We start from the raw sequence: 23,158 nt of genomic DNA on the forward strand, positions 1-23,158 counted from the left end.
CCTTAGGCCAGGGCCGTCTTGAGCTCGACGGCCGAAGCCGCCTTGCCCGTCAGCTTCTCGACGATGGCGCCGGCCGTTTCCTCGGCCACCGTGCGGACGTGGCTCATGGCCTCGTCGCGCGCGGCCTGGATCGAGGCCTCGGCCGCAGCCAGCTTTTCGGCCAGGACGGCTTCTTCCTTGGCCTGACGCTCCGAAGCTTCGGCCGCGGCCTTGGCCTTGGCGTCGGCGGCGGTCTTCTGGGCCTTGGCGCGAGCCTCGGCCACCTCGGCCGCGGCCGCGCGGGCCTGGACCTCGGCTTCGTCCTTCAGACGACGGGCGTCGGCGATGTCGCCGGCGATCTTGGCGCCGCGCTCGTCGATCGCGCCGCTGACGCGGGGCAGCAGGCCCTTCGACAGCACCGTGTAGAGAACGGCGAAGATGAGCAGCAGCCAAACGACCTGACCGCCCCAGTGCTGGAACTGCAGCTGCGGAAGACCGCCGCCTTCGTGTCCGGGGGCTTCGGTCGTCGCGACCGTGCCGTGATTTTCCGTCGCCATGGGCGAAGGCGCCTCTCAGCTGGAGCCTGGCGCCCCGAGGGACGGACAGGCTCGATTCTTAAAGATCAAAGCGCGGCGAAGGCTCGAGCCCGCGCCGCGCCCTGGGGATTACGAGAAGAGGATCAGGAAGGCGACGACCAGGGCGAAGATGCCCAGGGCTTCCGTCAGCGCCATACCCAGGAACAGCATCGGACGCTCTTGAGCGGCGGCGGTCGGGTTGCGCAGCGCGCCTTGGAAATAGTTGCCGAACATGACGCCCAGGCCGATGCCCGCGCCGATCATGCCGAGCATGGCCAGGCCAGCGCCGATGTACTTAGCGGCTTCCGCTTCCATAGTGAGGCTCCTTGAGAATTCAGAGATAGGTTGAAGAGAAAAGGGTGATCAGTGGCTGTCGAGGTGCACGACGTCGTTGAGATAGACGCAGGTGAGCACCGCGAACACGAAGGCCTGAAGGAAGGCCACCATGAACTCTAGGGCCGTCAGGGCGACGACGGAGCTGAGCGCCAGGGCCGCGCCGGCCCAGCCCAGGATCCCGAGGCCGCCAAGGGCGACGACGAAGCCGGCGAAGATCTTCAGAACCACGTGGCCGCCGACCATGTTGCCGAACAGACGCAGGGCCAGGGTCAGCGGGCGGACCAGGAACGAGACGATCTCGATCAGCACCACCAGCGGCAAGATCCAGCCGGGGACGCCCGACGGGGCGAAGAGCTTGAAGAACTTGATGCCGTTCTTGGCGAAGCCGACGGCGACCACGGTCAGGATGACCAGCAGGCCCAGGGTCAGGCTGACGGCCAGCTGCGAGGTGGCGGTGAACACCAGGAACATGCCCTGGAGGTTCATGAACAGCACGAAGGCGAACAGGGTGAAGACGAAGGGCAGGAACTTCTTGCCCTCGTGGCCGATGATCGACTCGGCCAGGCCGTCGACCAGTCCGTAGAGCATCTCGCCCACGGTCTGCAGGCGGCCCGGGACCACGGCCTTGCGGGCGGCGGCGGCGTAGAACACCACGACCAGGGTGGCGGCCAGCAGCATCGCGGCCACCGAATTGGTGATCGACAGATCGATCGGCAGACCGAGGACGTTCACGGTCGGCAGTTCCACGATCTTGCTGATCTGGAACTGGTGCATCGGATCGGCCATCGGCCCTAGTCTCTCTTCTGCTTGGGGGCGGTGGACCCGCCTCCCGTGTCTACATCCTCGGCCGGGGCCTTGGATGCCTGCTCGCTCAGTTTCGTCGCCTTGCGGACGACGGAGAATATCGCCAGGCCGGTTCCGATCAGCAGTCCGCCGACCATGCCCCAGGGCCCGGTGCCGGCATAATGGTCGAGCAGCCAGCCGAAGCCGAGTCCCACCAGAACGCCCCCGATCAAATCCGCCAGGAGGCGATAGCCGTCCTGGGAAGCCTTCTCGCCCGCCGCCTTGACGGGCTTTTCAGCCGCCTTCCGCGCCTCGAAAGCGTCGAGCCGAGCGTCGAGGCTGTCAAAAGCCTTGTCGTTCGGTTCGTCGGCCTTGGGCATGGGAAGCGGTCAGGTCCGAAAGCGCCCGCAGACACGCCTGAAGAAGGCGTTTTTTCGGCCGGCTTGATCGCGGCGGAACCTATAGGGCGCGCTGCGGTGCGTCAAGATTGTGGAGAAACTGCGCAAGACGCTGATTTGACGGGGAAATTTCCCCAAGGTCAGCCAATCCACGGAATCTGGGTCTCCGGGATGGCTTCCAGTCCGCCCCCAGCCCCTTGCGCGACCATCCGTCCGTCGAAGAGGCGGCCGCCTCGGATTGCTTTTTCGGTTGTTTTGGGGTTTAGAAGCGCGCCTCTCCAATAGCCAGAAGACTCATGTCGCATTTGAAGAACACCGGATTCGCCGATCGCATCTCCGCCCAGCAAGACGCCAAGAAGGCCATGCTGGCGAAATTCAAGCCCAAGGTCGCCGTTCAGGACCCCGATTTCGACAAGCGCGAAGAGCAACGCGCCGCCGAGCTGGAAGCCGTCCGCGCCGCTCGCGCCGAAGCCAAGGAAATCGCCCGCCTCGAAGCCCTGGCCCGCCAGGAAGAGATCGCCGCCGCCAAGCGCGCCGAGCGTAAGGAACGCAAGGCCGTCGAAGCCGCCGAGCAACGCGTCCGCAAGGAAGAAAAGGCCGCCGCCCGCGAAGAGCTGAAGTCGCTCGGTCGCTCCAGCAAGGCCTCGCGCGCCCACCAGTGGGGCAACCTGATCGGTTGATCGGACGATGGGGAGAAGCGTCGCTTTGGCCTTCTCCCCTCCCCGCTGATGTTTTCGCCGCCCGCGCCCCGGGCGGCTTTTTGCGTTTCTGGACGCCCGTAACCCGAAAGGTCCGCCCGTGGAGCATTTCAGCCTCGAACTGCTGGGCCTGCTGTTCCTGGCGGCCTTCGTGGCCGGGACCTTCGACGCCATCGCCGGCGGCGGCGGGCTGATCACCCTGCCCGCCCTGCTGCTGGCCGGACTGCCCCCGGCCGCGGCCCTGGGCACCAGCAAGCTGCAGAGCACCTTCGGTTCGGTCACCGCCACCCGGGCCTTCGCCAAGCGCGGCCTGATCGACTGGAAGACCGCCTGGCCGATCGCCCTCGCGGCGGGTCTCGCCGGCCTGGTCGGCGCCCTGTGCGCCAGCCTGCTGTCGCCCAAGGTGCTGGCGGCTCTCGTGCCGGTGCTGCTGATCGTCATCGCCGTCTATTTCGGCCTGTCCAAGGCCCTGAAGGCCGAAGACGGCCCCGCCCGCCTGGCCCTGCCGGTGTTCGCCGGCTTCGTCGCGCCGCTGATCGGCTTCTACGACGGCATCTTCGGCCCGGGGGCCGGCGCCTTCTACATGGTCGCCATCGTCACCCTGCTCGGCTACGGCGTGCTCAAGGCCACGGCCCACACCAAGCTGGCCAACGCCGCCAGCAACGTCGGGGCGCTGGCGCTATTCATCCTCAAGGGCGCGGTGATCTGGCCCGTCGGCCTGGCCATGGCCGCCGGCGCGTTCCTCGGCGCGCAGCTGGGCTCGCGGCTGGCGGTGCGGTTCGGGGCGCGGCTGATCAAGCCGCTGCTGGTGACGATCTCCTGCGCCATGGCGATCAAACTGCTGGCGGACCCGAACAATCCGCTGCGGCAGGCGGTGGCCAACCTCTTCTGACCCCTCTCCCCTTGCGGGAGAGGGTGGCCCGCGAAGCGGGTCGGGTGAGGGGTCGAAAATCGGCGCCGCTTCACCCAGCCGCCCGACCGGGCGCGGCTGAAAGATCTGAGAGACCCCTCATCCGACGGCCTTCGGCCGCCACCTTCTCCCGCAAGGGGAGAAGGATCACTGCGCCGCGACCAGCTCCTCGGCGGTCGACAGGTCCACGCTGACCAGCTGGCTGACGCCGCGCTCGGACATGGTGACGCCGAACAGGCGGTCCATCCGACTCATGGTCACGGGGTTGTGGGTGATGGCGATGAAGCGCGTGAGCGTCCGCCGGCGCATCTCGTCGAGCATGTTGCAGTAGCGGTCGACGTTCGCGTCGTCCAAGGGCGCGTCGACTTCGTCCAGCACGCAGATCGGGGCCGGGTTGGCCAGGAAGACGCCGAAGATCAGGGCGCTGGCCGTCAGGGCCTGCTCGCCGCCGCTCATCAGGCTCATGCTGGCCAGGCGCTTGCCGGGCGGGCAGGCGAAGATCTCCAGCCCGGCTTCCAGAGGATCGTCGCTCTCGATCAGCCGCAGTTCGGCCTGACCGCCGCCGAACAGGGCCTGGAAGAGGGTCTGGAAGTGGCCGTTGATGACGTCGAAGGCGGCCAAGAGACGTTCCCGCCCCTCGGCGTTCAGTTCCTCGATGCCGTCGCGCAGCTTGGCCACCGCGCCCGACAGGTCGGCCCGCTCGATGCGCATGGTCTCCAGGCGCCCGGCATATTCCTGGGCCTCCTCCTCGGCGCGCAGGTTCACCGCCCCGATCGAATCGCGCTCGCGCTCCAGGGCGAACAGGTGGGCCTCGACGCCGGCGGCGTCCTTCGGGACAGCCACGGCCTCGCCGGCCAGGTGGCGGCCCAGGGCCTCGGGCTCCATGCGGGCGCTCTCGCGGATGTTCGAGGCGATCTCCGCGAAGCGTTCGCGGGCCCCGTCGAGGCGGGCGACCAGGGCGGCGCGACGCTCGCGGGCCTCGCCGGCGGCCTGGTCGGCGGCGCGGGCGGCGCGGTCGGCGGTGATGCGGGCGGTCTCGGCCGCCTCCAGGGCGTCGCTGGCCTTGGCCCGGCGCTGCTCGGCGGCGTCGAACTGGTCGACCAACACCAAGAGCTTGGCTTCCAGCTCGGCCGGGGCGGCGCGGGCGGCGTCCAGCGCGCCGGCGGCCTTGGCGCGGTCGGCCTCTAGCCCCTCGGCCCGCTTGGCGGCGGCGTCGCGGCGGCGGGTCCAGTCGGAAAGGTCGCGCTCCAGGCTCTCGACGCGGCGCTGGCGGCCAGAGCGCTCGCGATTCTCCAGCTCGAGGGCCGAGCGGGCGGCGGCGGCGGCTTCGCGGGCGGCGGTCGCGGCCTGGCGGGCGGCCAGCAGCTGCGGGGCAAGATCGCCGACGCTCTGCGCGGCCGCATGCTCGGCGCGGACGGCCGACAGCGCCTCGTCGGCCTCGACGCGTTCGGCTTCGAAGCGGGCGATGGTGTCGTCCAGAGACTGGGCGCGGGCCTCGCGCTGGGCGGCCTCGCGCTCATAGCGGGCGACGGTCTCGCGGGCCTGGTTCAGCAGGCGTTCGGCGTCGGGCGGGCCACGACGCTTGTCGCGCAGCAGGTCTTCGGCGGCGCGCAGGCGGTCGGCGGCGGTCTTCAGGGCGGCGGTCGCGGCCTCGGCGCGCGGGGCGACCAGATCGATCTCGGCCTCGACCTCGGCCAGGCGCGTGCGCTGCTCCAGCCGCACGGCGGCGGGCTTGGGGGCGTCGGCCTTGGCGACGAAGCCGTCCCAGCGCCACAGGTCGCCTTCCTTGGAGACCAGGCGCGCGCCGACCGGCAGGCCCTTGGCCAGGCGCTCGCCGTCGGCCCGCTCGACCAGGCCGACCATGGCCAGGCGCGCGGCCAGCTCGGGCGGGGCCTTGACCAGCGGGGCCAGCGGCTGGACGCCGTCCGGCCAGGCGGTCGTCGGCGCCTCCGCCCCGGCCCAGTGCGAGGAGGCGCGGACGTCGAGGGCGGCTTCCAGGTCGTCGCCCAAGGCGGCGGCCAGGGCGGCGCCGTAGCCCTTGTCGGGCGTCACCGCGTCGAGGGCGGGCGAAAATCCGCTCTTGGCGCGCGGGGCGGTCAGTTGGGCCAGGCCCCGGGCCTCGGTGCGCAGACGGCCCAGCTGGTCCTCGACCTTGCGGGCTAGGTCTCGGGACGCGCCCTCGGCCTGGGCCGCCGTGGTGCGCTCGGCCTCGGCGGCCTCCAGGGCGGCGCGGGCCGAAGCCAGCGAAGCTTCGGCGTTGGCGAAGCGCTGCCGGGCCTCGGCGGCGGCGGGATCGACGGCCGGGCCGACGGCGGCGCGCTCGGCCTTGGCCTGGTCCAGGGCGCGGACGGTGCGGGCCAGACGGCCCTCGGCCTCGGCCAGGCGCTGGGCGGCGGCGCGGGCGCGGGCCTCCTCGGCGGCGGTCTGGGCGGCCAGGCGCTCGACGGCGCCGTCGGCCTCGGCGCGCGCGACCTCGGCGGCCTTGGCGGCTGTTTCCAGTTCGGGACCGCGTTCGGGCGCGGCGGCGATCAGGGCGCGGACCTCGGCCAGCTCCGGCTCGATGCGGGACAGGCTTCGGCCCGCGTCTTCGGCCGCCTGCTGCTCGCGGGCGGCGTCGGCGTCGATGCGGGACAGGTCGGCCGACAGGCGCTGGAACTCGGCGGCGGCCGCTTGGGCGTCGCGTTCGGCGCGGTCCTTCTGGATCGCCAGCTGGCCCAGCACCGCCTGGGCGATCGTCGCCTCTTCCCGCAGAGGCGGCATGGCGGTTTCGGCCTCGACGATCGCGCCCTGGCCGGCGGCGGCGGCGCGGGCGGTGTCCTCGACGTCGCGGATGGCCTGGGTGGCCTCGGCTTGGGTGCGCTCCAGCGCGTCGCGGGCCTCGGTCCAGCGGGCGAACATCACGGCGCCCTGCACGGCGCGGATCTCGGTCGACAGGCGGCGGTATTTCTCGGCCTGGCGCGCCTCGCGCTTGAGGCGGTTCAGCGCCGTCTCCAGCTCGCGCGCCACGTCCTCCAGGCGGGTCAGATTGGTCTCGGCCGCCCGCAGCCGCAGCTCGGCCTCGTGGCGACGGGTGTGCAGGCCCGAAACCCCGGCGGCCTCTTCCAGGATGCGGCGGCGGTTCTGCGGCTTGGCGCCGATCAGCTCGCTGATCTGGCCCTGGCGGACCAGGGCCGGCGAGTTGGCGCCGGTCGAGGCGTCGGCGAACAACAGCTGCACGTCGCGGGCCCGCACCTCGCGGCCGTTGATGCGATAGGTCGAGCCGGCCCCGCGATCGATGCGGCGCACCACCTCCAGCACCGGATCGTCGTTGAAGGCGGCCGGCGCGGTGCGGTCGGCGTTGTCGATGGTCAGGGTGACGTCGGCGTGGTTGCGCGGCGGGCGGGCGCCCGAGCCGGCGAAGATCACGTCGTCCATGCCGCCGGCCCGCATGGCCTTGGCGGAGTTGGCGCCCATCACCCAGCGCAGGGCTTCCAGCAGGTTGGACTTGCCGCAGCCGTTGGGCCCGACGATGCCCGTCAGGCCAGGCTCGATCCTGAACTCCGTCGGCTCGACGAAGGACTTGAAGCCGGACAGGCGCAGGCGCTGGAACTGCACGGCCCGCCCGCCGCTAGCCCTTCAGGGCCTTCTCGATGGCCTGGACCAGATCGTCCACCGTGACGTCGCCGACCAGCTCCTGGCCGTTGACGAAGAAGGTCGGGGTGCCCTCGACCTTGTCGCGCTTGCCGGCGGCCTCGACCCGGGCGTTGAGGGCGGCGAGGGCGGCCTTGTCGTTGAGGGTCGCTTCCAGCTGGGCCTCGGTCAGGCCAAAGCGCTTGGCCACGCCCAGCAGGCCGCCCCAGTAGTCGCCGGTCTGGTACATGCCCTTCTGGGCGGCGAAGATCGCGTCGACCGCCTCGAAATAGCGGGCCGGCGGCACGCGGTTGGCCAGCAGGAAGCCGGCGCCGGCCAGGTCGTAGGGCGGGGTCAGGAACTCGCGGAAAACGAGGCGCGCCTTGCCCGTGTCGATGTAGCGCTTCCGGATCGCCGGCATGACCTCCATGGCCGTGTGGGCGCAGTGGCCGCAGCTCATGGAGGCGTATTCGACGATCTGCACCTTGGCCGTGGCCGAGCCCAGAACGTGGTCGCCGGGCTGCGGCGGCAGCTGGGCGGCGCGCGCCAGGGTCGGCATGGCGGCGGCCGCCATGCCCGAGACGATCAGCGCGCGCCGGTCCAGGGTCATGCCTACTTGCTCGCCGCGGCGATGGCGACGTCCAGCTGGGCCAGCGGGGCCTCGCCGCCCTCGTCGTTCAGCTTCTTGCCGTTGATGACGAAGGTCGGGGTGCCCTTGATGTCGGTTTCCTTGGTGTAGCGCTCGATGCGGTCGTTGAGGGCCTTCAGGGCCTTCTCGTCGCTGACGCAGGCGTCGAACTTGGCTTCGTCCAGGCCGGCCGACTGGGCGATGCGCAGCAGCACGTCGCGGTACTGGCCGGTGGTGAACATCTCTTCCTGCGAGCGGTAGACCGAGTCCAGCACGCTGAAATACTTGTCCTTGCCGGCGCAGCGGGCCAGCAGGAACGAGGCGGCGGCCACCTGCGGCGGGGCGGTCAGGAACTCGCGGTAGACGTAGTTGACCTTGCCGGTGTCGATGTACTTCTGCTTGAATTCCGGGAAGACCTCCTCGTTCCAGCGGGCGCAGTGGACGCAGCTGGCCGAGGCGTACTCGATGACGGTGACCTTGGCGTTCGGGTTGCCCAGGCTCATGTCGTCGGCGGTGACGGTCGAACCCGACTTGTTGCAGGCGGAAAGGCCGGCGACGCTGGCGACGAGGGTTGCGGCGAGCAGGATCCGGCGAAGGGGCGAGCGCATGGTCGGGTCTTCCTACGAACGTGAACGGTAGAGTTAAGCGCGATTCTTTAGCCGCACGAAAACGGCGGCCTTGAGGCTCGCTCGCATCAGCGGCAAGCCGTCAGGGTTGTCAACTTTCGTTGCGCAGCACGCCCCGGCCAAGCTTCAGCAGCGCCTCTTTCAGAGGCCCTTCGGGCTGGTCGGCGAGGCTGGCGGCCAGATCCCGCTCCTGGGCGGCGTCGAGCGGCGGCTTGCGGCGGGGGCGGGCCGGTGCGGCCGCCACCGCGGTGCGGACCGGACCCTGCACGATGCGCAGGCGGGTGACCGCGCCCTTGCCGAGCAGCAGGTCCAGCCGCTGGGTGATCTGCGGGGCCTGGTGCTGGATCAGCGAGGCCACGGGCCCGTCGACGCGCAGCTCCAGCGTGCCGCCCTCGCCGGTGCGGCTCTTGATGATGCGAACGGGCTCGGTGCGACGGGCCAGGGTCTCGCCGACGATCTCCTTCCAGCGCGATTGAAGCGCGCCAGGGCCCTGGCCGTATTTCTTGTCCAGCTCGCGGATCAGCGGGGCCAGGCTCTTGCCGGCCGGCGGCGGCACGCGCATCGGCGGCCGGGTGCGGCGGCGCGACAGGATCTTCAGCGCCTCGTCGGACGTGGGCAGCGAGCGGCGATACATGCGCGAGATCGTAGCACCGCCTCTCCCCTTGCGCGCGCGGATTTGCGATAGAGCGGACAATGACCGACGTCGCCGCGATCCGCTCAGCCCTACTCGCCTGGTATGACCAGCAGGCCCGCGTTCTGCCGTGGCGCACCGGCCCCGCCGCGGGACAGCAGGGCGTGCGCAGCGAGCCCTACCGGGTATGGCTGTCGGAAGTGATGTTGCAGCAGACCACCGTGCCGCACGCCACGCCCTATTTCCTGGTCTTCACCCAGCGCTGGCCGACGGTCGAGGCCCTGGCGGCCGTGGAGGACGGCGACCTGATGGCCGCCTGGGCGGGGCTGGGCTACTACGCCCGCGCCCGCAACCTGCTGGCCTGCGCCCGGGCCGTGGCCCACGACCACGGTGGGGTATTCCCCAGCACCGAGGAGGGCCTGCTGGCCCTACCGGGCGTCGGCGCCTACACCGCCGCCGCGGTGGCGGCGATCGCCTTCGACCGCGCGGCCAACGTCGTCGACGGCAATGTCGAGCGGGTGATGGCGCGACTGTTCGCGGTCGAGACCCCCGTGCCCGACGCCAAGCCCGAACTGAAGCGTCTGGCCGGCCTGCTGGTCACCGACGAGCGCCCCGGCGACTGGGCCCAGGCGCTGATGGATCTGGGCGCGACGATCTGCAAGCCCAAGTCGCCGCTGTGCGACCGCTGCCCGGTCGAGACCTTCTGCGAGGCCAAGGCGGGCGGCGCGCCGGAGACCTATCCGCGCAAGACCAGGAAAGCCGAACGCCCGCGCCGCCACGGCGTGGCCTATGTGGTCAGCCGGCGGGGCGAGACGGCCCTGGTGCGACGGCCCGACAAGGGCCTGCTGGGCGGCATGCTGGGCCTACCGACCTCGGACTGGCGCGACCGGCCGTGGACCGACGACGAGGCCGCCCGCGCCGCCCCAATCCTCGCCCCCTGGCGCGACCTGGGCGCGGTGGAGCACGTCTTCACGCACTTTTCCCTGACCCTTCGGGTGCTGGTCGCCGAGGCCGACGTCGCCGGCGACTTCGTCTGGACCCCGCACGAGGGCCTCACGGCCCTGCCCAGCGTGTTCCAGAAAGCGGCGCGGGCGGGGCTGGAGCGGTTGGTCTAAGCCGGCCGCCGCGCGCGCAGGGCCTGGGCGATGGTGCCGTCGTCGAGCCAGTCGAGGTCGCCGCCGACCGGCACGCCGCGCGCCAGCATGGTCACCGGCACATTGGTCTGAGCCAGGCGATCGGCGAGGTAGTGGGCGGTCGTCTGGCCGTCGACCGTGGCCGGCAGGGCCAGGATCACCTCGGCCACCTCGCCGCTGGAGACCCGGGCCAGCAGCTCGCCGACCCGCAGGGTCTCGGGGCCGACCCCGTCCAGGGCCGACAGCAGACCGCCGAGCACATGGTAACGGCCCTTGAACGAGCCCCCGCGCTCCATGGCCCAGACCGAGCCGACCTCCTCGACCACGCACAGAAGCCGCACGTCGCGGCTTCCGTCGCTGCAGACGGCGCAGGGGTTGGTGGTGTCGAGCGAGCCGCAGGTCGAGCAGGTCTTCACCTTGGCCTGGGCGTCGGCCATGGCGGCCGCCAACGGCGCCAGCAGGGTGTCGCGCTTCTTCAGCAAGGCCAGCGCCGCCCGCCGGCCCGAGCGCGGACCCAGCCCCGGCAGCTTCGACAGCAGGGCGATCAGGCGCTCGATCTCGGGTCCGGCGGAAGCGGCCATTTTCTCTCTTGTTCAGGCGGTGCGTGGTCCTCGCCCGGAGTTCATCCTCGGGCCGACCAAAGGTCGGACCCGGGGGACAAGCTCAGGGTGAGGACCAAAATCACGCCGCGTCAGTAGAAAACCTCATCCTGAGCTTGTCGAAGGACGAGGCTTTCGGGTCCCAGATCAGAACTTCATCCCGGGCAGGCCGCCCACCATGCCGGCCATCGGACCGGCGGCTTCCTGCATCAGCTGGGCCTGCTTGGCGTCGAGTTTGCGCTTGGCGTCGGCGTGGGCGGCGACGATCAGGTCGGCGATGACCTCGCCCTCGCCCGGCTCGACCAGGCTCTCGTCGAGCACGACCTTGGTCAGCTCGCCCGCGCCCGACAGGGTGACGGTGACCATGCCGCCGCCGGCGGTGCCCTCGATGACGATCTCGGCGATCCGGGCCTGGGCGTCGGCCAGCTTCTGCTGCATGGCCTGGGCCTGCTTCATCAGGCCGCTGAGGTCTTTCATGGTCTGCTCCTCGATCGAAACGCCCTCCCCCTTGATGGGGGAGGTTGGGTGGGGGTGGCTACGGCGCTGAAGGCCGCGCAGGAGGCCAACTCGGCAGGTCACCCCCATCCCCGGCCCTTCCCCCATCAAGGGGGAAGGAAGAATGACTAGTCCTCGACCTCGTCCGGCTCGATCGGCGCGGGTTCGGGGGCGAGCACCTTGCGGATCTCGACGATCTCCGTGCCCGGGAAGGCGCTGAGCACCGAAGCCACGAAGGGATCGGACTTGATGGCCGCCAGGGCTTCGCGCTCCTCGCGCTTCTGGCGCTCCATCAGGCTTTCGGCCCCGCCGCCGCCCTCGGCGGCGATCAGCCAGGGCTGACCCGTCCATTCCTTCAGGGCGCGGACCAGGCGGCCGGCCAGGTTGCCGGGGGCGCCGGGGGCCGCCTCGAAGGTGATGGCCCCGGGCCGGAAGCTGATCGGGCGGACATATTGCTCGACGTCGAGGCGCAGACCGATGTCGCGCTTCTCGGCGATCAGCTTCAGCACGTCGTCGAACGAGGCCAGGACGGGCGCGGCCGGGGCGACGCCGACGGCGGCCATGGCGCGCGGCGCGGCCGAGACCGCCCCGCCGGGCGCCGAACCACCGCCCACGGCGACGCCACCGCCAGGACCACCCGGGTTGCCGCCGTCGCGCAGGGCCTTCAGCGCCTCTTCCGGACCGGGCAGGTCGGCGGCGTAGCACAGGCGGATCAGAGCCATTTCGGCGGCGGCCATGGCGTCGGGCGCGCGGCGCACCTCGTCATAGGCCTTAAGCAGCAGTTGCCAAAGGCGGGCCATCGTCCCGGCGCTGGTCTGGGCGCCGACCGAGGTCAGGCGCGCGGCCTGCTCCTTGGGCATCGACAGGGCGTCCGGCCCCAGGGCCTTGGCCACCGACGAGGCATGGCAGTGGTCGAGCAGGTCGAGCATCACCACCACCGGATCGGCGCCAAAGCCCCACAGCTGGCGGAAGGTGGTCAGGGCCTCGCCCGGCTTGCCGCTCATCACCTGTTCGAACAGCGCGATGGTCTGGCTGCGGTCGGCCAGGCCCAGCATGTCGCGCACGACAGCGGCGGTGACGGTCTGGCCGCGCTCGGTCTGGACGATGGCCTGGTCGAGCAAGGAGAGGCCGTCGCGAGCCGAGCCTTCGGCGGCGCGGGCGATCAGGGCCAGGGCGTCAGCGTCGATCCGCGCCCCTTCCTTCTGCGAGATGCGGTCGAAGTGCTTGGCCAGCACGTCCGGCTCGATCCGGCGCAGGTCGAAGCGCTGGGTGCGCGACAGGATCGTCACCGGCACCTTGCGGATCTCGGTGGTGGCGAAGATGAACTTGGCGTGCGGCGGCGGCTCTTCCAGCGTCTTCAGCAGGGCGTTGAACGCCGCCGTCGACAGCATGTGCACTTCGTCGATGATGTAGACCTTGTAGCGCGCCTCGACCGGGGCGTAGCGCACCCCGTCCAGCAGCTCGCGCATCTCGTCGACCTTGGTGCGCGAGGCGGCGTCGAGCTCCAGCACGTCCATGTGCCGACCCTCGATGATCGAGCGGCAGTGGCGCCCCTCGACCGTCAGGTCGACGCTGGGGCCGTGGACGGTGTCGCTCTCATAGTTCAGGGCCCGGGCCAGCAGGCGGGCGGTCGTGGTCTTGCCGACCCCGCGGACGCCGGTGAGCATGAAGGCGTGGGCGATGCGGCCGGTGGTGAACGCATTGGCCAGGGTGCGGACCATGGCCTCCTGGCCGATCAGGTCCTCGAAGGTGCGCGGGCGGTACTTGCGCGCCAGCACGGTGTAGGCCGCGCCGAGCTCTTCCGGTTCGGGCTCGGGCAGCGGCTTGTCCGCGACGACCGGCGCCTGAACAGGCGCGGCCGCCTCGCCGAAGATGTCGGCCGTGTTCTCGTCGCGCTCGGCCACGTCCTCGCGGTCGAAGGCGGGCTCGTCCCACGGCGGGGCGGAATCGGGCGTGAGGTCTTGGTCGGCCATGGGCGCAGTCTAGAGCGTCGGACGGCGCGGCAAAAGGCTCGCGCGCGAATGCATCCGGTCAATGCTGACTAATTTTGGGGGAAGGTGGAGACCGGCAGACGACCCGAGGGTGATCTCGTTGTGGCTGCTGCCTCTCGGCCCTGACCAGGTTGGCGAGGCCATCGTCCGTCGCCGATCTCCGAGGGGGTATATCGCGACTCATCGATCGATATGCAAGCGTCCAGAGGGTCGCAGACGAAAGTCGCGGCGGTTTCCGGTGGGCGAAAAGGCCTGACGCTAGGCGGTGACGACTCCGCGTGGCTGGGCTACAGAATCAACCATGCCGCTTTCCGAGATCGTCAACATCTTCGCGGGCAACCCGCTGGACCGCGCCAGCGAGCGCCGAGGCGACGCCAGCTGGATCGCCGAGAAGCTGGAGGACGCCCAGTCCCTGGCCGTCGCCGTCTGGAACGGCAAGGTGCTGATCGAGGACGCGCCGGGCGCCGACGGCGAACCCAGCGGCGTCCAGATCGCCTATCTGCGCGCCGACATGGCCAAGGAGCTGGCCGGCACCGACGAGCGCCTGCTGTTCATGGGCCTGTGGAAGGACATCGCCGTCTTCGCCGTCGACCTGGAAGGCGCGGCCGACCCGTCCGAGGGCGCGCTGTCGGGCCTGGGCCGGTTCGAGGAACTGCGCGGCGCGGCCGCCACCCTGCCCGCCCCGGACGCCGGCATACTGGGCACCGCCAAGTCGATGTTCGAGTGGCGGCGCAAGCATCCGTTCTGCGCCAATTGCGGCCAGAAGAGCGAGATTTCCGACGGCGGCTGGAAGCGCATCTGCCCGGCCTGCCATGCCGAGCACTTCCCCCGCACCGACCCGGTGGCGATCATGCTGGCCGTGCACGGCGGCAAGTGCCTGCTGGGCCGTCAGGCGGCCTGGCCGCAAGGCATGTTCTCGGCCCTGGCCGGTTTCATCGAGCCCGGCGAGACCATCGAGGAGGCCTGCGCCCGCGAGCTGAAGGAAGAGGCGGGCCTGATCGCCACCAAGGTCCGCTACCACTCCAGCCAGCCCTGGCCGTTCCCCGCCTCGCTGATGATGGGCCTGATCGCCGAGGTCGACAGCGACCAGGCCGCCCCCGACCAGACCGAGCTCGAGGCCGTCCGCTGGTTCGACAAGGACGAGGCGAAAGCCCTGATCCGCGGCGAGATCGAAGACGCGTTCGCGCCGCCGACGCTGGCGATCGCGCATCAACTGATCAAGACGTGGTGCGAGTCTGACGACTGACCCTTCTCCCCTTGCGGGAGAAGGTGGCGCCGAAGGCGTCGGATGAGGGGTCTCTCAAAAGAAAACCACCTCGCCCGACCTGACCGCCCCCGCAGCGTCGAAGCCTGAGAGACCCCTCACCCGACCTGCTTCGCAGGCCACCCTTTCCCGCAAGGGGAGAGGGATCAGGAGAGGAACCGCACCCACTCCCGCACCACCATCGCCCCCAGCACGATCGTGCTCAGCGAGAACACCGCGAACCGCGCCAGAACGATATTCACGCTGGCCTGGATCAGGCTGTGCAGCACCCTCAGGCCCACATAGGCCCAGGCCAGAGCCACCGCCGCCCCGTCCGCATGGCCCGCGACCGCGATCGCCAGGGCCGCCGCGTAGAAGATCGTCGGCTGTTCCATCAGGTGGTTGTAGTTGTCGGCCGCCTGCCGGGCGGCGTCGGGCAGGCCCGTGAGCGCGCCGGGAAACCGCGCGTCCTGCGGCTTGATCCCGGCCTTGGTCATGGCCGGCAGGCGCTGGGCGTACATCCACACCCAGATCAGCAGCGACCAGCTCACCAGCGCCAACACCGGCGCGATCATCGTGTTCATGGCTTTGCCTCCCCAGGCGTTCTTCTTTCGGGGAGGCTATCGATGGAACGGCGTTTCGCGAAGCGTGACGTGCGGTCAGCGCTTCTTCAGCGTCTCTTCCATGCCCCGGCGAGCCAGCTCGTCGGCGCGTTCGTTGTGCTCGTGGCCGGCGTGGCCCTTGACCCAGCGCCAGTCGATCTCGTGGCGCAGGCGGGCCGCGTCGAGGCGCTGCCACAGGTCGACGTTCTTGACCGGGCTCTTGTCGGCGGTCTTCCAGCCCTTGGCCTTCCAGCCATGGATCCACTGGGTGACGCCCTTCATCACATACTGGCTGTCGGTGTGCAGCTCGGCCTTGGTCGGGCGGTTAAGCGCCTCCAAGGCCATGATCGCGCCCATCAGCTCCATGCGGTTGTTGGTGGTCGCCAGGTCGCCGCCGCAGATTTCCTTGCGCTTGTCGCCGTACATCAGCACCGCGCCCCAGCCGCCGGGGCCGGGATTCCCGCGGCAGGCGCCGTCGGTATAGATGATCAGTTTCGGGGTCACTGCGAGGATCCGAACAGCGACAGGCCTTCGCGGTGCACCGCCAGCTTGCGCTCGTATTCCAACGGATCCTTCGGGCGCACCAGGGCCCCGGCCGGGGTGGCGTTCCAGTCGGCCAGTCGCGTCAGGAAGAAGCGGATGGCCGCGCCGCGCGCCAGGATCGGCAGGGCGTCGCGCTCGGCCGGGCTCAAGGGACGGCGGCGCTCGTAGCCGGCGATCAGGGCGCGGGCGGCGGTGACGTTGAAGCTGCCGTCGGCCTCGAAGCACCAGGCGTTCAGGGTCACGGCCACGTCGTAGGCGTAGGCGTCGTCGCAGGCGAAGTAGAAGTCGATCGCAGCGGCGAACTTGCCGTCGGTCTTGAAGAACACGTTGTCGGGGAAGTAGTCGGCGTGGATGGTCCCCGTCGGCAGGTTGCGCGGCCAGGCCAGGGACAGCTCGGCCAGGTCCTTGTCGATCACGGCCGACAGGCCTGGCTTCAGGTCCTCGGCGGCCTGGCGGTGCTTGGAGAACAGCGGCGCCCAGTGCGGCTGGCCCAGGTCGTTGGCGCGGCGGCCGGCATAGCCCTCGCCCGACAGGTGCAGCCAGGCCAGGCCCTCTCCGGCCTCGCGGCAGTGGGCCGGGGTCGGCTTGCGCACGGAAAGGCCCGGCAGGAACTCGACGATGGCCGCCGGCTTGCCGCGCAGGGTCTTGAGGTTCTTGCCCGCCTTGTCGGCGATCGGCCGGGCCGAGGGGTAGCCGCGGTCGGCCAGCCAGCCCAGCAGGTCGAGGAAATAGGGCAGGTCCTCGGGCCGCGCGCGGCGCTCGTAGACCGTCAGGATGTAGCGGCCGGTCTCGGTCTCCAGCAGGAAGTTGGAGTTCTCCACGCCCTCGGCGATGCCCTTGAACGCCAGCGGGGCGCCCAGGTCGTACTCGGCCAGGAAGGCTTCGAGCTCTTGGTCGGTGATGTCGGTATAGACGGCCATGCCGGCGGGATGCGGCGCCACGCGCTGGCGGTCAAGCGGCCGCTTTTAGAATCCCTCTCCCAGAGGGAGAGGGAGGGGCCCACCGCGAAGCGGTGGGAGGGTGAGGGGTTACGAGGTCGGACGGCGTGCCGGCACTCCGTCGGACGCCGTAACCCCTCACCCCGACCCTCTCCCTATGGGAGAGGGAGACTGTTTATTCCTCTAAGCGGTCGTCAACAGACGCGGCAGCTTGAAGGTCACGGTCTCACGGGCCTCGACCAGTTCCTCGATGGTCAGGTCGAAGTGGCCGCTGATGGCGTCGATGACGCCCTGGACCAGGTCTTCCGGGGCCGAGGCGCCGGCGGTCAGGCCGATGGTCTGCACGCCCTCGAACCAGCTCCACTCAAGGCCCGAGGCGTCGTCGATCAGATAGGCGGCCTTGGCGCCGGCCTTCAGGCCCACTTCCTTCAGGCGCACCGAGTTGGACGAGTTGCGCGAGCCGACCACCAGGATCAGGTCGGAAGCCTCGGCCAGCATCTTCACCGCGTCCTGGCGGTTGGTGGTGGCGTAGCAGATGTCTTCCTTGTGCGGGGCGGCGATGGTCGGGAAGCGCTGTTTGAGCAGGGCGACCATGTCGGCGGTGTCGTCGACCGACAGGGTGGTCTGGGTCAGGAAGGCCACGTTCGAGGCGTCCTTCGGCTGCCAGGTGCGGGCGTCCTCGATGTCCTCGATCAGGGTCACCGTGCCCTCGGGCAGCTGGCCCATGGTGCCGACCACTTCCGGGTGGCCGGCATGGCCGATCAGCACGATCTCGCGCTGGTTGTCGAAGTGCTTCTGGGCCTCGACATGGACCTTGGAGACCAGCGGGCAGGTGGCGTCGAGATAGATCATCTGCCGCGACTTGGCCTCGGCCGGCACCGATTTGGGCACGCCGTGGGCCGAGAACACCACCGGACGATCGTCCGGGGCCTCGTCCAGCTCCTCGATGAAGATCGCGCCCAGGGCCTTCAGCCGGTCGACCACGTGGCGGTTATGGACGATCTCGTGGCGCACATAGACCGGCGCGCCGAACTTCTCGATGGCCCGCTCGACGATCTGGATGGCGCGGTCCACCCCGGCGCAGAAGCCGCGCGGGCTGGCCAGGAACAGACGGAGCTGGGGACGGGTCGGCGCGTCGGAGGTCATGGCGCGGAACCTAAGCGTTTGGCGGCCCCGGCGCCAGACCCGTGCGCCGCCGGCCTGCGTGATGCAGCGTTTGACGTCAGGCCTGCAACGCGCGCCCGTTGCGAGGTCACGCATATGCCTTTATCAGGCTGCATTGACGCCGGCTGGGGCTATCCCGACTTGGCAATCCTTCTCGAACCGGACGTTTCATGCGCCGCACGCTTTCCGTCGCCCTCAGCGCCACCATGGCCCTGTCGTTCGCCATGACCGCCGTCGGCGCTCACGCCCAGATGGGCGGCGGCATGGGCGGCCAGGGCGGCCCCGGCGGCGGCGGCCAAGGCGGTGACGACGACGGCGGCAAGAAGAAGAAGCGCGACGAGGAGTGGAACCAGCCCAAGGCGCCGCTGGCCCAGCTGCGCAACGCCGGCCCCTGCCCCTTCGTGAAGGTGCTGTACGACGCCAGCCGCTATGTCGAATTCAAGGGCGGCAAGGAAAGCAGCGCCGCCGCCGGCTACACCGGCGAGATCCAGGGCGTGTCCTCGGGCTGCGCCTACAAGAACGACGAGCCGATCAAGATGCAGGTCGAGGTGCTGTTCGCCCTGGGCCGCGGTCCCGAGGCCGTCGAGCCGCGCAAGACCTATCGCTACTGGGTGGCCGTGACCGAGCGCAACAAGTCGGTTCTGGCCAAGGAATATTTCGACCTGCCCATCACCTTCCCGGCCAGCGGCGACCGCGTCTACGCCACCGAGAAGCTGCAGACCATCACCATCCCGCGCGCCGACATCAAGACGAGCGGCGGCAATTTCGAGGTCCTGATCGGCTTCGACGTCACCCCGGAAATGGCCGCCTTCAACCGTGACGGCAAGCGCTTCCGGGTCAACGCCGGCCAGGTCGCCCAGGGCCAGCAAGCAGGGACTCCTCCTAAGCAATGAACGATTTGAAGCGGTCCTTGAGCGAGGCGGCCGCGGCCGCTTTCCAGGCCGCCGGACTGTCTCCCGACTTCGGGCGCGTCACGGCGTCCGACCGGCCCGACCTTGCCGACTTCCAGTGCAACGGCGCCCTCGCGGCCGCCAAGAGCGCCAAGCGCAATCCCCGAGAGATCGCCGTCCAGGTGGTCGAGCAGCTGAAGGCCGATCCGCGCCTGGCCTCGGTGGAGATCGCCGGCGTCGGCTTCATCAACATGCGCGTCAGCCCCTCGGCCCTGGCCGAGCGCGCCGACCAGATCGCCGCCGACGACCGCGCCGGCGCCGTGCTGCTGTCTGAGCCCCGCCGTGTGCTGGTCGACTATGCAGGCCCCAACGTCGCCAAGCCGATGCACGTGGGCCACCTGCGCGCCTCGATCATCGGCGAGTCGATCAAGCGCCTGTACCGCTTCCGCGGCGACACGGTGGTGGGCGACGCCCACTTCGGCGACTGGGGCTTCCAGATGGGCCTGCTCATCACCGCGGTGATGGACGAAGACGCCTTCATCGCCGCCCTGATGGCCAAGCTGCCGGACGCCCCGCGCGATTTCACCGCCGCCGACGAGGCCAAGGTGCGCGCCGAGTTCGCCGGCCGGGTGACCCTGGCCGACCTAGACCGACTGTATCCGGCCGCCGCCGCGCGCGCCAAGGAAGACGTCGAGTATCGCGACCGCGCCCGCAAGGCGACGGCCGACCTGCAGAACGGCCGCTTCGGCTACCGCCTGCTGTGGAAGCACTTCGTCGAGGTTAGCCGCGTGGCCCTGGAGCGCGAGTTCCATGCCCTGGGCGTCGACTTCGACCTGTGGAAGGGCGAGAGCGACGCCGACCCGCTGATCGCGCCGATGGTGCGCCAGCTGGAGGACAAGGGCCTGTTGGTCGAGGACCAGGGCGCCCGCATCGTCCGCGTGGCCCGTCCCGGCGAGACCAAGAAGAAGAAGCTGCCCGACGGCTCGGTGATCGAGGTCGAAAGCCCCGATCCGCTGCTGGTGGTGTCGTCCGAAGGCTCGGCCATGTACGGCACGACCGATCTTGCGACCATCCTCGACCGCCGCCAGTCCTTCGACCCGCACCTGATCCTCTACTGCGTGGACCAGCGCCAGGCCGATCACTTCGAGCAGGTGTTCCGCGCCGCCTACCTGGCCGGCTACGCCCAGCCGGGCGGCCTGGAGCACATCGGCTTCGGCACCATGAACGGCGCCGACGGCAAGCCCTTCAAGACCCGCGCCGGCGGCGTGCTGAAGCTGCACGACCTGATCGAGATGGCCCGCGAAAAGGCCCGCGAGCGCCTGCGCGAAGCCGGCCTCGGTTCAGAACTGTCGCCGGAAGCCTTCGAGGAGACCGCGCACAAGGTCGGCGTCGCCGCCCTGAAGTTCGCCGACCTGCAGAACTTCCGCGGCACCTCCTACGTCTTCGACCTCGACCGCTTCACCAGCTTCGAGGGCAAGACCGGTCCGTACCTGCTGTACCAGACCGTCCGCATCAAGAGCATCCTGCGCAAGGCCGCCGACCAGGCCGCGCAAGCGGGTCCGGTGATCGTCGCCGAGCCGGCCGAGCGGGACCTGACCCTGCTGCTGGACGGCTTCGAGGGCGCGCTGTCGGAGGCCTACGACAAGAAGGCCCCCAACTTCGTGGCCGAGCACGCCTACAAGCTGGCCCAGGGCTTCTCGAAGTTCTATGCCGCCTGCCCGATCCTCGGCGCCGATGATGCGGCCGTACGCGCCTCGCGCCTGACCCTGGCCCAGACGGCGCTGAAGCAGCTGGAACTGGCGCTCGACCTGCTGGGCGTCGAGACGCCCGAACGGATGTAAGCTGATCCCTCTCCCCTTGCGGGAGAGGGTGGCTCCACGGAGTGGGGTCGGGTGAGGGGTCTCTCAAAAATCAGACGCCGCGACTGCCGATCAGCCGTCGCGGCGTTTTGCATTTGAGAGACCCCTCATCCGTCGGCTTTCGCCGACACCTTCTCCCGCAAGGGGAGAAGGACGCCGCGGCGACGCTTGCAAACCATCGCCCCCTGACGTCCCCTGCCCGCGCCACCGGGAGGACCGCCATGGACGACGCCGCGCCCCTGATCCCCGCCGCCGAGCTCGCCCGCGCCAATCCGGTGCGGATCCCCAACGAAAGCGCCGAATACCGCGCCGCCCGCACGGCCCTGCTGGCCGAGGAGATCGAGCTGCGCCGCCATATCGAGCGGGTCGCCGCCCAGCGCCGGGCCCTGCCGCCGGGCGGGCCGGTCGTCGGCGACTACCGCTTCCAGGGCGAGGAGGGCGAGGTCGACTTCGCCGGCCTGTTCCGCGACAAGCCGACCCTGGCCGTCTATTCCTACATGTTCGGGCCGCAGCGCGAGCGGCCCTGCCCCATGTGCACCAACCTGCTGGGCTCCTGGGAAGGCAACGCCGCCGACATCGACCAGCAGCTGTCGCTGGCGGTCGTGGCCCGCTCGCCGCTCGACAAGCTGCTGGCCTGGAAGCGCGAGCGCGGCTGGAAGAACCTTCGTCTCTACACCGACCTGACCGGCGACTATTCCCGCGACTATTTCGGCTTGCTGCCCGACGGCTCGGAGATTCCGGCCTTCAACGTCTTCTCCCGCCGCGACGGCACGATCCGCCACTTCTGGTCGGGCGAGATGGCCGACGAAACCGCCGATCCCGGCCAGGACCCCCGCGGCGCGCCCGATCCCGCGCCGCTGTGGATGGTGCTCGACAGCACGCCGGAGGGCCGGCCGCCCGACTGGTATCCGAAGCTGGATTACTGAGGCATTCCCGCACCCCACCACCCGATAGATCCCCGCGAAGGCGGGGATCCAAGCCGAGTCCGCGGATGACCCACGGCCGCGCCTCCCTCCGAGAGTCAGCTTGGATCCCCGCCTTCGCGGGGATGCTCGGTGGAGGTGGAGCCCGCTGACCCTAGGTGTAGTCGAACCCTTCGACGTTCTCCGCCTTCACCGGCGCCTGCAGCACCTTGCCCACCGCCACCTTCCGCAGACGCACGTCGCGGATCGGCAGGTCCTTCTCGCCCTTGAGGCTGCAGACGAACCCGGCCTCCTCGACGCGGACGTCGGAGACCCTCAGCCCCTCGATCGCCGTCAGGCGACGCTCGTAGGTCGGAACCAGGGTGCGCCACTGGTAGAGGACGTCGGTGTCGACCGCGAGCACGCTGCCGGCGATCTTCGTCGCGCTGACATGGGTCATGTGAATGTTGCGGACGAAGCCGCCGCGCCGCTCGTTGGTCTTGACGAACAGCAGGTTGGCGATCGGCACGGCCCAGCCGTCCTCGCCCTTGCCGTCGCCGGTGAAGTGGCAGTTGTCGACGAAGACGTTCTCGATCCCGGCCGACAGCTCGCTGCCGATCGCCATCAGCTGATGGCCGTTGCGGATCCGGCAGTCGCGCATGACGATGTTGCGCGAGGGAACGCCCAGCCGCCAGGCGTCCTGGTCGCGGCCCGATTTCACCGACACCGCGTCGTCGCCCTGGTCGAAGACGCAGTCCTCGATCAGCACATTCTGGCTCATCTCCGGATCGACGCCGTCGTTGTTGTGGCCGTGGGCGCGAATCCTGACCCGGCGGATGACGACGTCGGTGCACAGGAACGGGTGGATCACCCAGAACGGGCTGTCCTCGATGCTGACGTCCTCGACCAGCACGTGGCGGCAGCGATTGAACTGGATGAACTGCGGGCGAAGATTGGCCTCGCCGGCCGCCATCTGGCGCTCGCCGACCGGCTCGCCCTTGGCGGCCTGGTGGTAGAGGGCCACCAGGGCGTCCATGTGCGGTTTGGGCCGCTTGTACCACTCGCGCCAGACGTCGAGCCTGGCCTTCAGCCTGCCGGGGCCGGTGATCGCCACGTTCTCGCAGTCGAAGGCATAGACCAGCGGCGAATAGTTCCAGCACTCCAGCCCCTCCCAGGTCGTCTGGACGGGCGGCAGATAGTCGGCGGGCTTTTCGGAGAACAGCAGGGTCGCGCCCTTGGCCAGGTGCAGGGCGACGTTGCTCTTCAGGTGCACCTTGCCGGTCGGCCAAGTTCCTTCGGGGACCACCACCACGCCCGCCCCGGCGGTATTGGCGGCGGCGATCGCCGCGGCGATGGCGGCGCTGGTCTTGCCTTGATCGCCCGGATCTGCGCCGAAATCTGTGATGACGAAGCGCTTGGCGCTGGAGAAGTCGGGCACGCCGATGCTCGGCATGTCGAACGGCGCGGTCGGGCGGACCAGCTTGCGCGGCAGGGGCCGGGCGAAGCTCGCCCCGGGCAGCAGGGGCGCCAGGAGGCCGGCTCCGACAGTGGCTCTGCGGGTTAGCCCCATGACGCGTCTCCCAGTGTCCAGACGGCGTCGAGGCGCGCCCGCTTGGGACGCATTCC

Annotated in this window: 23 protein-coding genes, 1 other RNA gene and 1 pseudogene; 7 read left to right on the forward strand and 18 right to left on the reverse strand. The window is 70.0% G+C overall.

The features are described 5' to 3' along the window. Window positions 1-2: 2 nt before the first annotated feature. The 4 genes from I4Q42_RS12865 to I4Q42_RS12880 all read right to left on the reverse strand — a co-directional run bounded on the left by I4Q42_RS12865 (window position 3) and on the right by I4Q42_RS12880 (window position 2,053). Window positions 3-536: a F0F1 ATP synthase subunit B family protein gene (locus I4Q42_RS12865; RefSeq protein ID WP_198576478.1), complete on the reverse strand. Its 534-nt coding sequence runs from the start codon at window positions 534-536 to the stop codon at window positions 3-5. A gap of 108 nt (window positions 537-644) precedes the next feature. After that, on the reverse strand, window positions 645-869 hold the full coding sequence (locus tag I4Q42_RS12870) for a F0F1 ATP synthase subunit C (RefSeq protein ID WP_058348596.1): 225 nt from the start codon (window positions 867-869) through the stop codon (window positions 645-647). Window positions 870-917: 48 nt separating this feature from the next. Further along, the gene (locus I4Q42_RS12875) at window positions 918-1,676 is read right to left on the reverse strand and encodes a F0F1 ATP synthase subunit A (protein WP_198576479.1); all 759 of its coding nucleotides are present in this window, start codon (window positions 1,674-1,676) and stop codon (window positions 918-920) included. Window positions 1,677-1,681: 5 nt separating this feature from the next. Beyond that, entirely contained in the window at window positions 1,682-2,053 is a 372-nt protein-coding gene (locus I4Q42_RS12880) for an AtpZ/AtpI family protein (RefSeq protein ID WP_198576480.1), read from the reverse strand. A 314-nt stretch (window positions 2,054-2,367) separates the two neighbouring features. On the opposite strand from I4Q42_RS12880, the gene I4Q42_RS12885 reads away from it, so the two are divergent. Both I4Q42_RS12885 and I4Q42_RS12890 read left to right on the forward strand, forming a co-directional pair. Beyond that, window positions 2,368-2,751 carry a DUF6481 family protein gene (locus I4Q42_RS12885; protein ID WP_198576481.1) on the forward strand — a complete coding sequence of 128 codons (384 nt, stop codon included), beginning with the start codon at window positions 2,368-2,370 and terminating at the stop codon, window positions 2,749-2,751. A 118-nt stretch (window positions 2,752-2,869) separates the two neighbouring features. Further along, window positions 2,870-3,661 carry a TSUP family transporter gene (locus tag I4Q42_RS12890; RefSeq protein ID WP_198576482.1) on the forward strand — a complete coding sequence of 264 codons (792 nt, stop codon included), beginning with the start codon at window positions 2,870-2,872 and terminating at the stop codon, window positions 3,659-3,661. Between the two features lie 165 nt (window positions 3,662-3,826). Here the strand turns inward: I4Q42_RS12890 and smc are convergent, their stop codons facing one another. From smc to I4Q42_RS12910, 4 genes are all read right to left on the reverse strand, one after another. Continuing rightward, complete coding sequence (gene smc, locus I4Q42_RS12895) at window positions 3,827-7,273, reverse strand: chromosome segregation protein SMC (RefSeq protein ID WP_198576483.1); 3,447 nt, start codon at window positions 7,271-7,273, stop codon at window positions 3,827-3,829. A gap of 13 nt (window positions 7,274-7,286) precedes the next feature. Continuing rightward, window positions 7,287-7,898: a thioredoxin domain-containing protein gene (locus tag I4Q42_RS12900; RefSeq protein ID WP_198576484.1), complete on the reverse strand. Its 612-nt coding sequence runs from the start codon at window positions 7,896-7,898 to the stop codon at window positions 7,287-7,289. Window positions 7,899-7,900: 2 nt separating this feature from the next. Next, window positions 7,901-8,524 carry a DsbA family protein gene (locus tag I4Q42_RS12905; protein ID WP_198576485.1) on the reverse strand — a complete coding sequence of 208 codons (624 nt, stop codon included), beginning with the start codon at window positions 8,522-8,524 and terminating at the stop codon, window positions 7,901-7,903. 109 nt (window positions 8,525-8,633) lie between these two features. Continuing rightward, window positions 8,634-9,176, reverse strand: coding sequence for a DUF721 domain-containing protein (locus tag I4Q42_RS12910; protein ID WP_198576486.1), 543 nt, complete (start codon window positions 9,174-9,176; stop codon window positions 8,634-8,636). Window positions 9,177-9,235: 59 nt separating this feature from the next. On the opposite strand from I4Q42_RS12910, the gene mutY reads away from it, so the two are divergent. Beyond that, on the forward strand, window positions 9,236-10,288 hold the full coding sequence (gene mutY / locus I4Q42_RS12915) for an A/G-specific adenine glycosylase (protein WP_198576487.1): 1,053 nt from the start codon (window positions 9,236-9,238) through the stop codon (window positions 10,286-10,288). Here mutY and recR read toward each other — a convergent pair. The 4 genes from recR to ffs form a co-directional block, all read right to left on the reverse strand. After that, window positions 10,285-10,887: a recombination mediator RecR gene (gene recR / locus I4Q42_RS12920; protein ID WP_198576488.1), complete on the reverse strand. Its 603-nt coding sequence runs from the start codon at window positions 10,885-10,887 to the stop codon at window positions 10,285-10,287. The two genes, mutY and recR, sit on opposite strands and share 4 nt — an antisense overlap. Window positions 10,888-11,052: 165 nt before the next feature. Beyond that, the gene (locus I4Q42_RS12925) at window positions 11,053-11,382 is read right to left on the reverse strand and encodes a YbaB/EbfC family nucleoid-associated protein (RefSeq protein ID WP_198576489.1); all 330 of its coding nucleotides are present in this window, start codon (window positions 11,380-11,382) and stop codon (window positions 11,053-11,055) included. A 146-nt stretch (window positions 11,383-11,528) separates the two neighbouring features. Continuing rightward, the gene (locus I4Q42_RS12930; RefSeq protein ID WP_198576490.1) at window positions 11,529-13,373 is read right to left on the reverse strand and encodes a DNA polymerase III subunit gamma/tau; all 1,845 of its coding nucleotides are present in this window, start codon (window positions 13,371-13,373) and stop codon (window positions 11,529-11,531) included. Between the two features lie 85 nt (window positions 13,374-13,458). Beyond that, window positions 13,459-13,551: signal recognition particle sRNA small type (ffs, locus tag I4Q42_RS12935), an RNA gene on the reverse strand. A 141-nt stretch (window positions 13,552-13,692) separates the two neighbouring features. Between ffs and nudC the strand changes: the two genes are divergently transcribed. Continuing rightward, window positions 13,693-14,637, forward strand: a complete 945-nt coding sequence (gene nudC / locus I4Q42_RS12940) for an NAD(+) diphosphatase (RefSeq protein WP_198576491.1) — start codon at window positions 13,693-13,695, stop codon at window positions 14,635-14,637. Between the two features lie 164 nt (window positions 14,638-14,801). Here the strand turns inward: nudC and I4Q42_RS12945 are convergent, their stop codons facing one another. The 5 genes and pseudogenes from I4Q42_RS12945 to ispH all read right to left on the reverse strand — a co-directional run bounded on the left by I4Q42_RS12945 (window position 14,802) and on the right by ispH (window position 17,863). Continuing rightward, window positions 14,802-15,218: an MAPEG family protein gene (locus I4Q42_RS12945; protein WP_198576492.1), complete on the reverse strand. Its 417-nt coding sequence runs from the start codon at window positions 15,216-15,218 to the stop codon at window positions 14,802-14,804. A gap of 75 nt (window positions 15,219-15,293) precedes the next feature. Continuing rightward, window positions 15,294-15,740 (reverse strand): ribonuclease HI, encoded by a 447-nt coding sequence (rnhA, locus tag I4Q42_RS12950; RefSeq protein ID WP_110120061.1) that lies wholly within the window; start codon window positions 15,738-15,740, stop codon window positions 15,294-15,296. Further along, the gene (gene thrB / locus I4Q42_RS12955) at window positions 15,737-16,699 is read right to left on the reverse strand and encodes a homoserine kinase (protein WP_198576646.1); all 963 of its coding nucleotides are present in this window, start codon (window positions 16,697-16,699) and stop codon (window positions 15,737-15,739) included. The genes rnhA and thrB overlap by 4 nt, the downstream gene beginning before the upstream one ends. A 37-nt stretch (window positions 16,700-16,736) precedes the next feature. Further along, window positions 16,737-16,859 (reverse strand): annotated as a pseudogene (locus tag I4Q42_RS26035) (hypothetical protein); the annotation flags it as partial. 41 nt (window positions 16,860-16,900) lie between these two features. Next, window positions 16,901-17,863 (reverse strand): 4-hydroxy-3-methylbut-2-enyl diphosphate reductase, encoded by a 963-nt coding sequence (ispH, locus tag I4Q42_RS12960; RefSeq protein ID WP_198576493.1) that lies wholly within the window; start codon window positions 17,861-17,863, stop codon window positions 16,901-16,903. Window positions 17,864-18,051: 188 nt separating this feature from the next. On the opposite strand from ispH, the gene I4Q42_RS12965 reads away from it, so the two are divergent. From I4Q42_RS12965 to I4Q42_RS12975, 3 genes are all read left to right on the forward strand, one after another. Then, window positions 18,052-18,774 carry a Tat pathway signal sequence domain protein gene (locus I4Q42_RS12965; RefSeq protein WP_198576494.1) on the forward strand — a complete coding sequence of 241 codons (723 nt, stop codon included), beginning with the start codon at window positions 18,052-18,054 and terminating at the stop codon, window positions 18,772-18,774. Continuing rightward, on the forward strand, window positions 18,771-20,612 hold the full coding sequence (locus I4Q42_RS12970; RefSeq protein ID WP_198576495.1) for an arginine--tRNA ligase: 1,842 nt from the start codon (window positions 18,771-18,773) through the stop codon (window positions 20,610-20,612). Before I4Q42_RS12965 ends, I4Q42_RS12970 begins: the two co-directional genes overlap by 4 nt. 239 nt (window positions 20,613-20,851) lie before the next feature. After that, window positions 20,852-21,556: a DUF899 family protein gene (locus I4Q42_RS12975; RefSeq protein ID WP_198576496.1), complete on the forward strand. Its 705-nt coding sequence runs from the start codon at window positions 20,852-20,854 to the stop codon at window positions 21,554-21,556. A 151-nt stretch (window positions 21,557-21,707) separates the two neighbouring features. Here I4Q42_RS12975 and I4Q42_RS12980 read toward each other — a convergent pair whose 3' ends face one another. Then, the gene (locus I4Q42_RS12980) at window positions 21,708-23,102 is read right to left on the reverse strand and encodes a glycoside hydrolase family 28 protein (protein WP_198576497.1); all 1,395 of its coding nucleotides are present in this window, start codon (window positions 23,100-23,102) and stop codon (window positions 21,708-21,710) included. Window positions 23,103-23,158: the final 56 nt, after the last annotated feature.

The sequence above is a fragment of the Caulobacter hibisci genome (assembly GCF_016135805.1).
Taxonomy (GTDB): Bacteria; Pseudomonadota; Alphaproteobacteria; order Caulobacterales; family Caulobacteraceae; genus Caulobacter; species Caulobacter hibisci.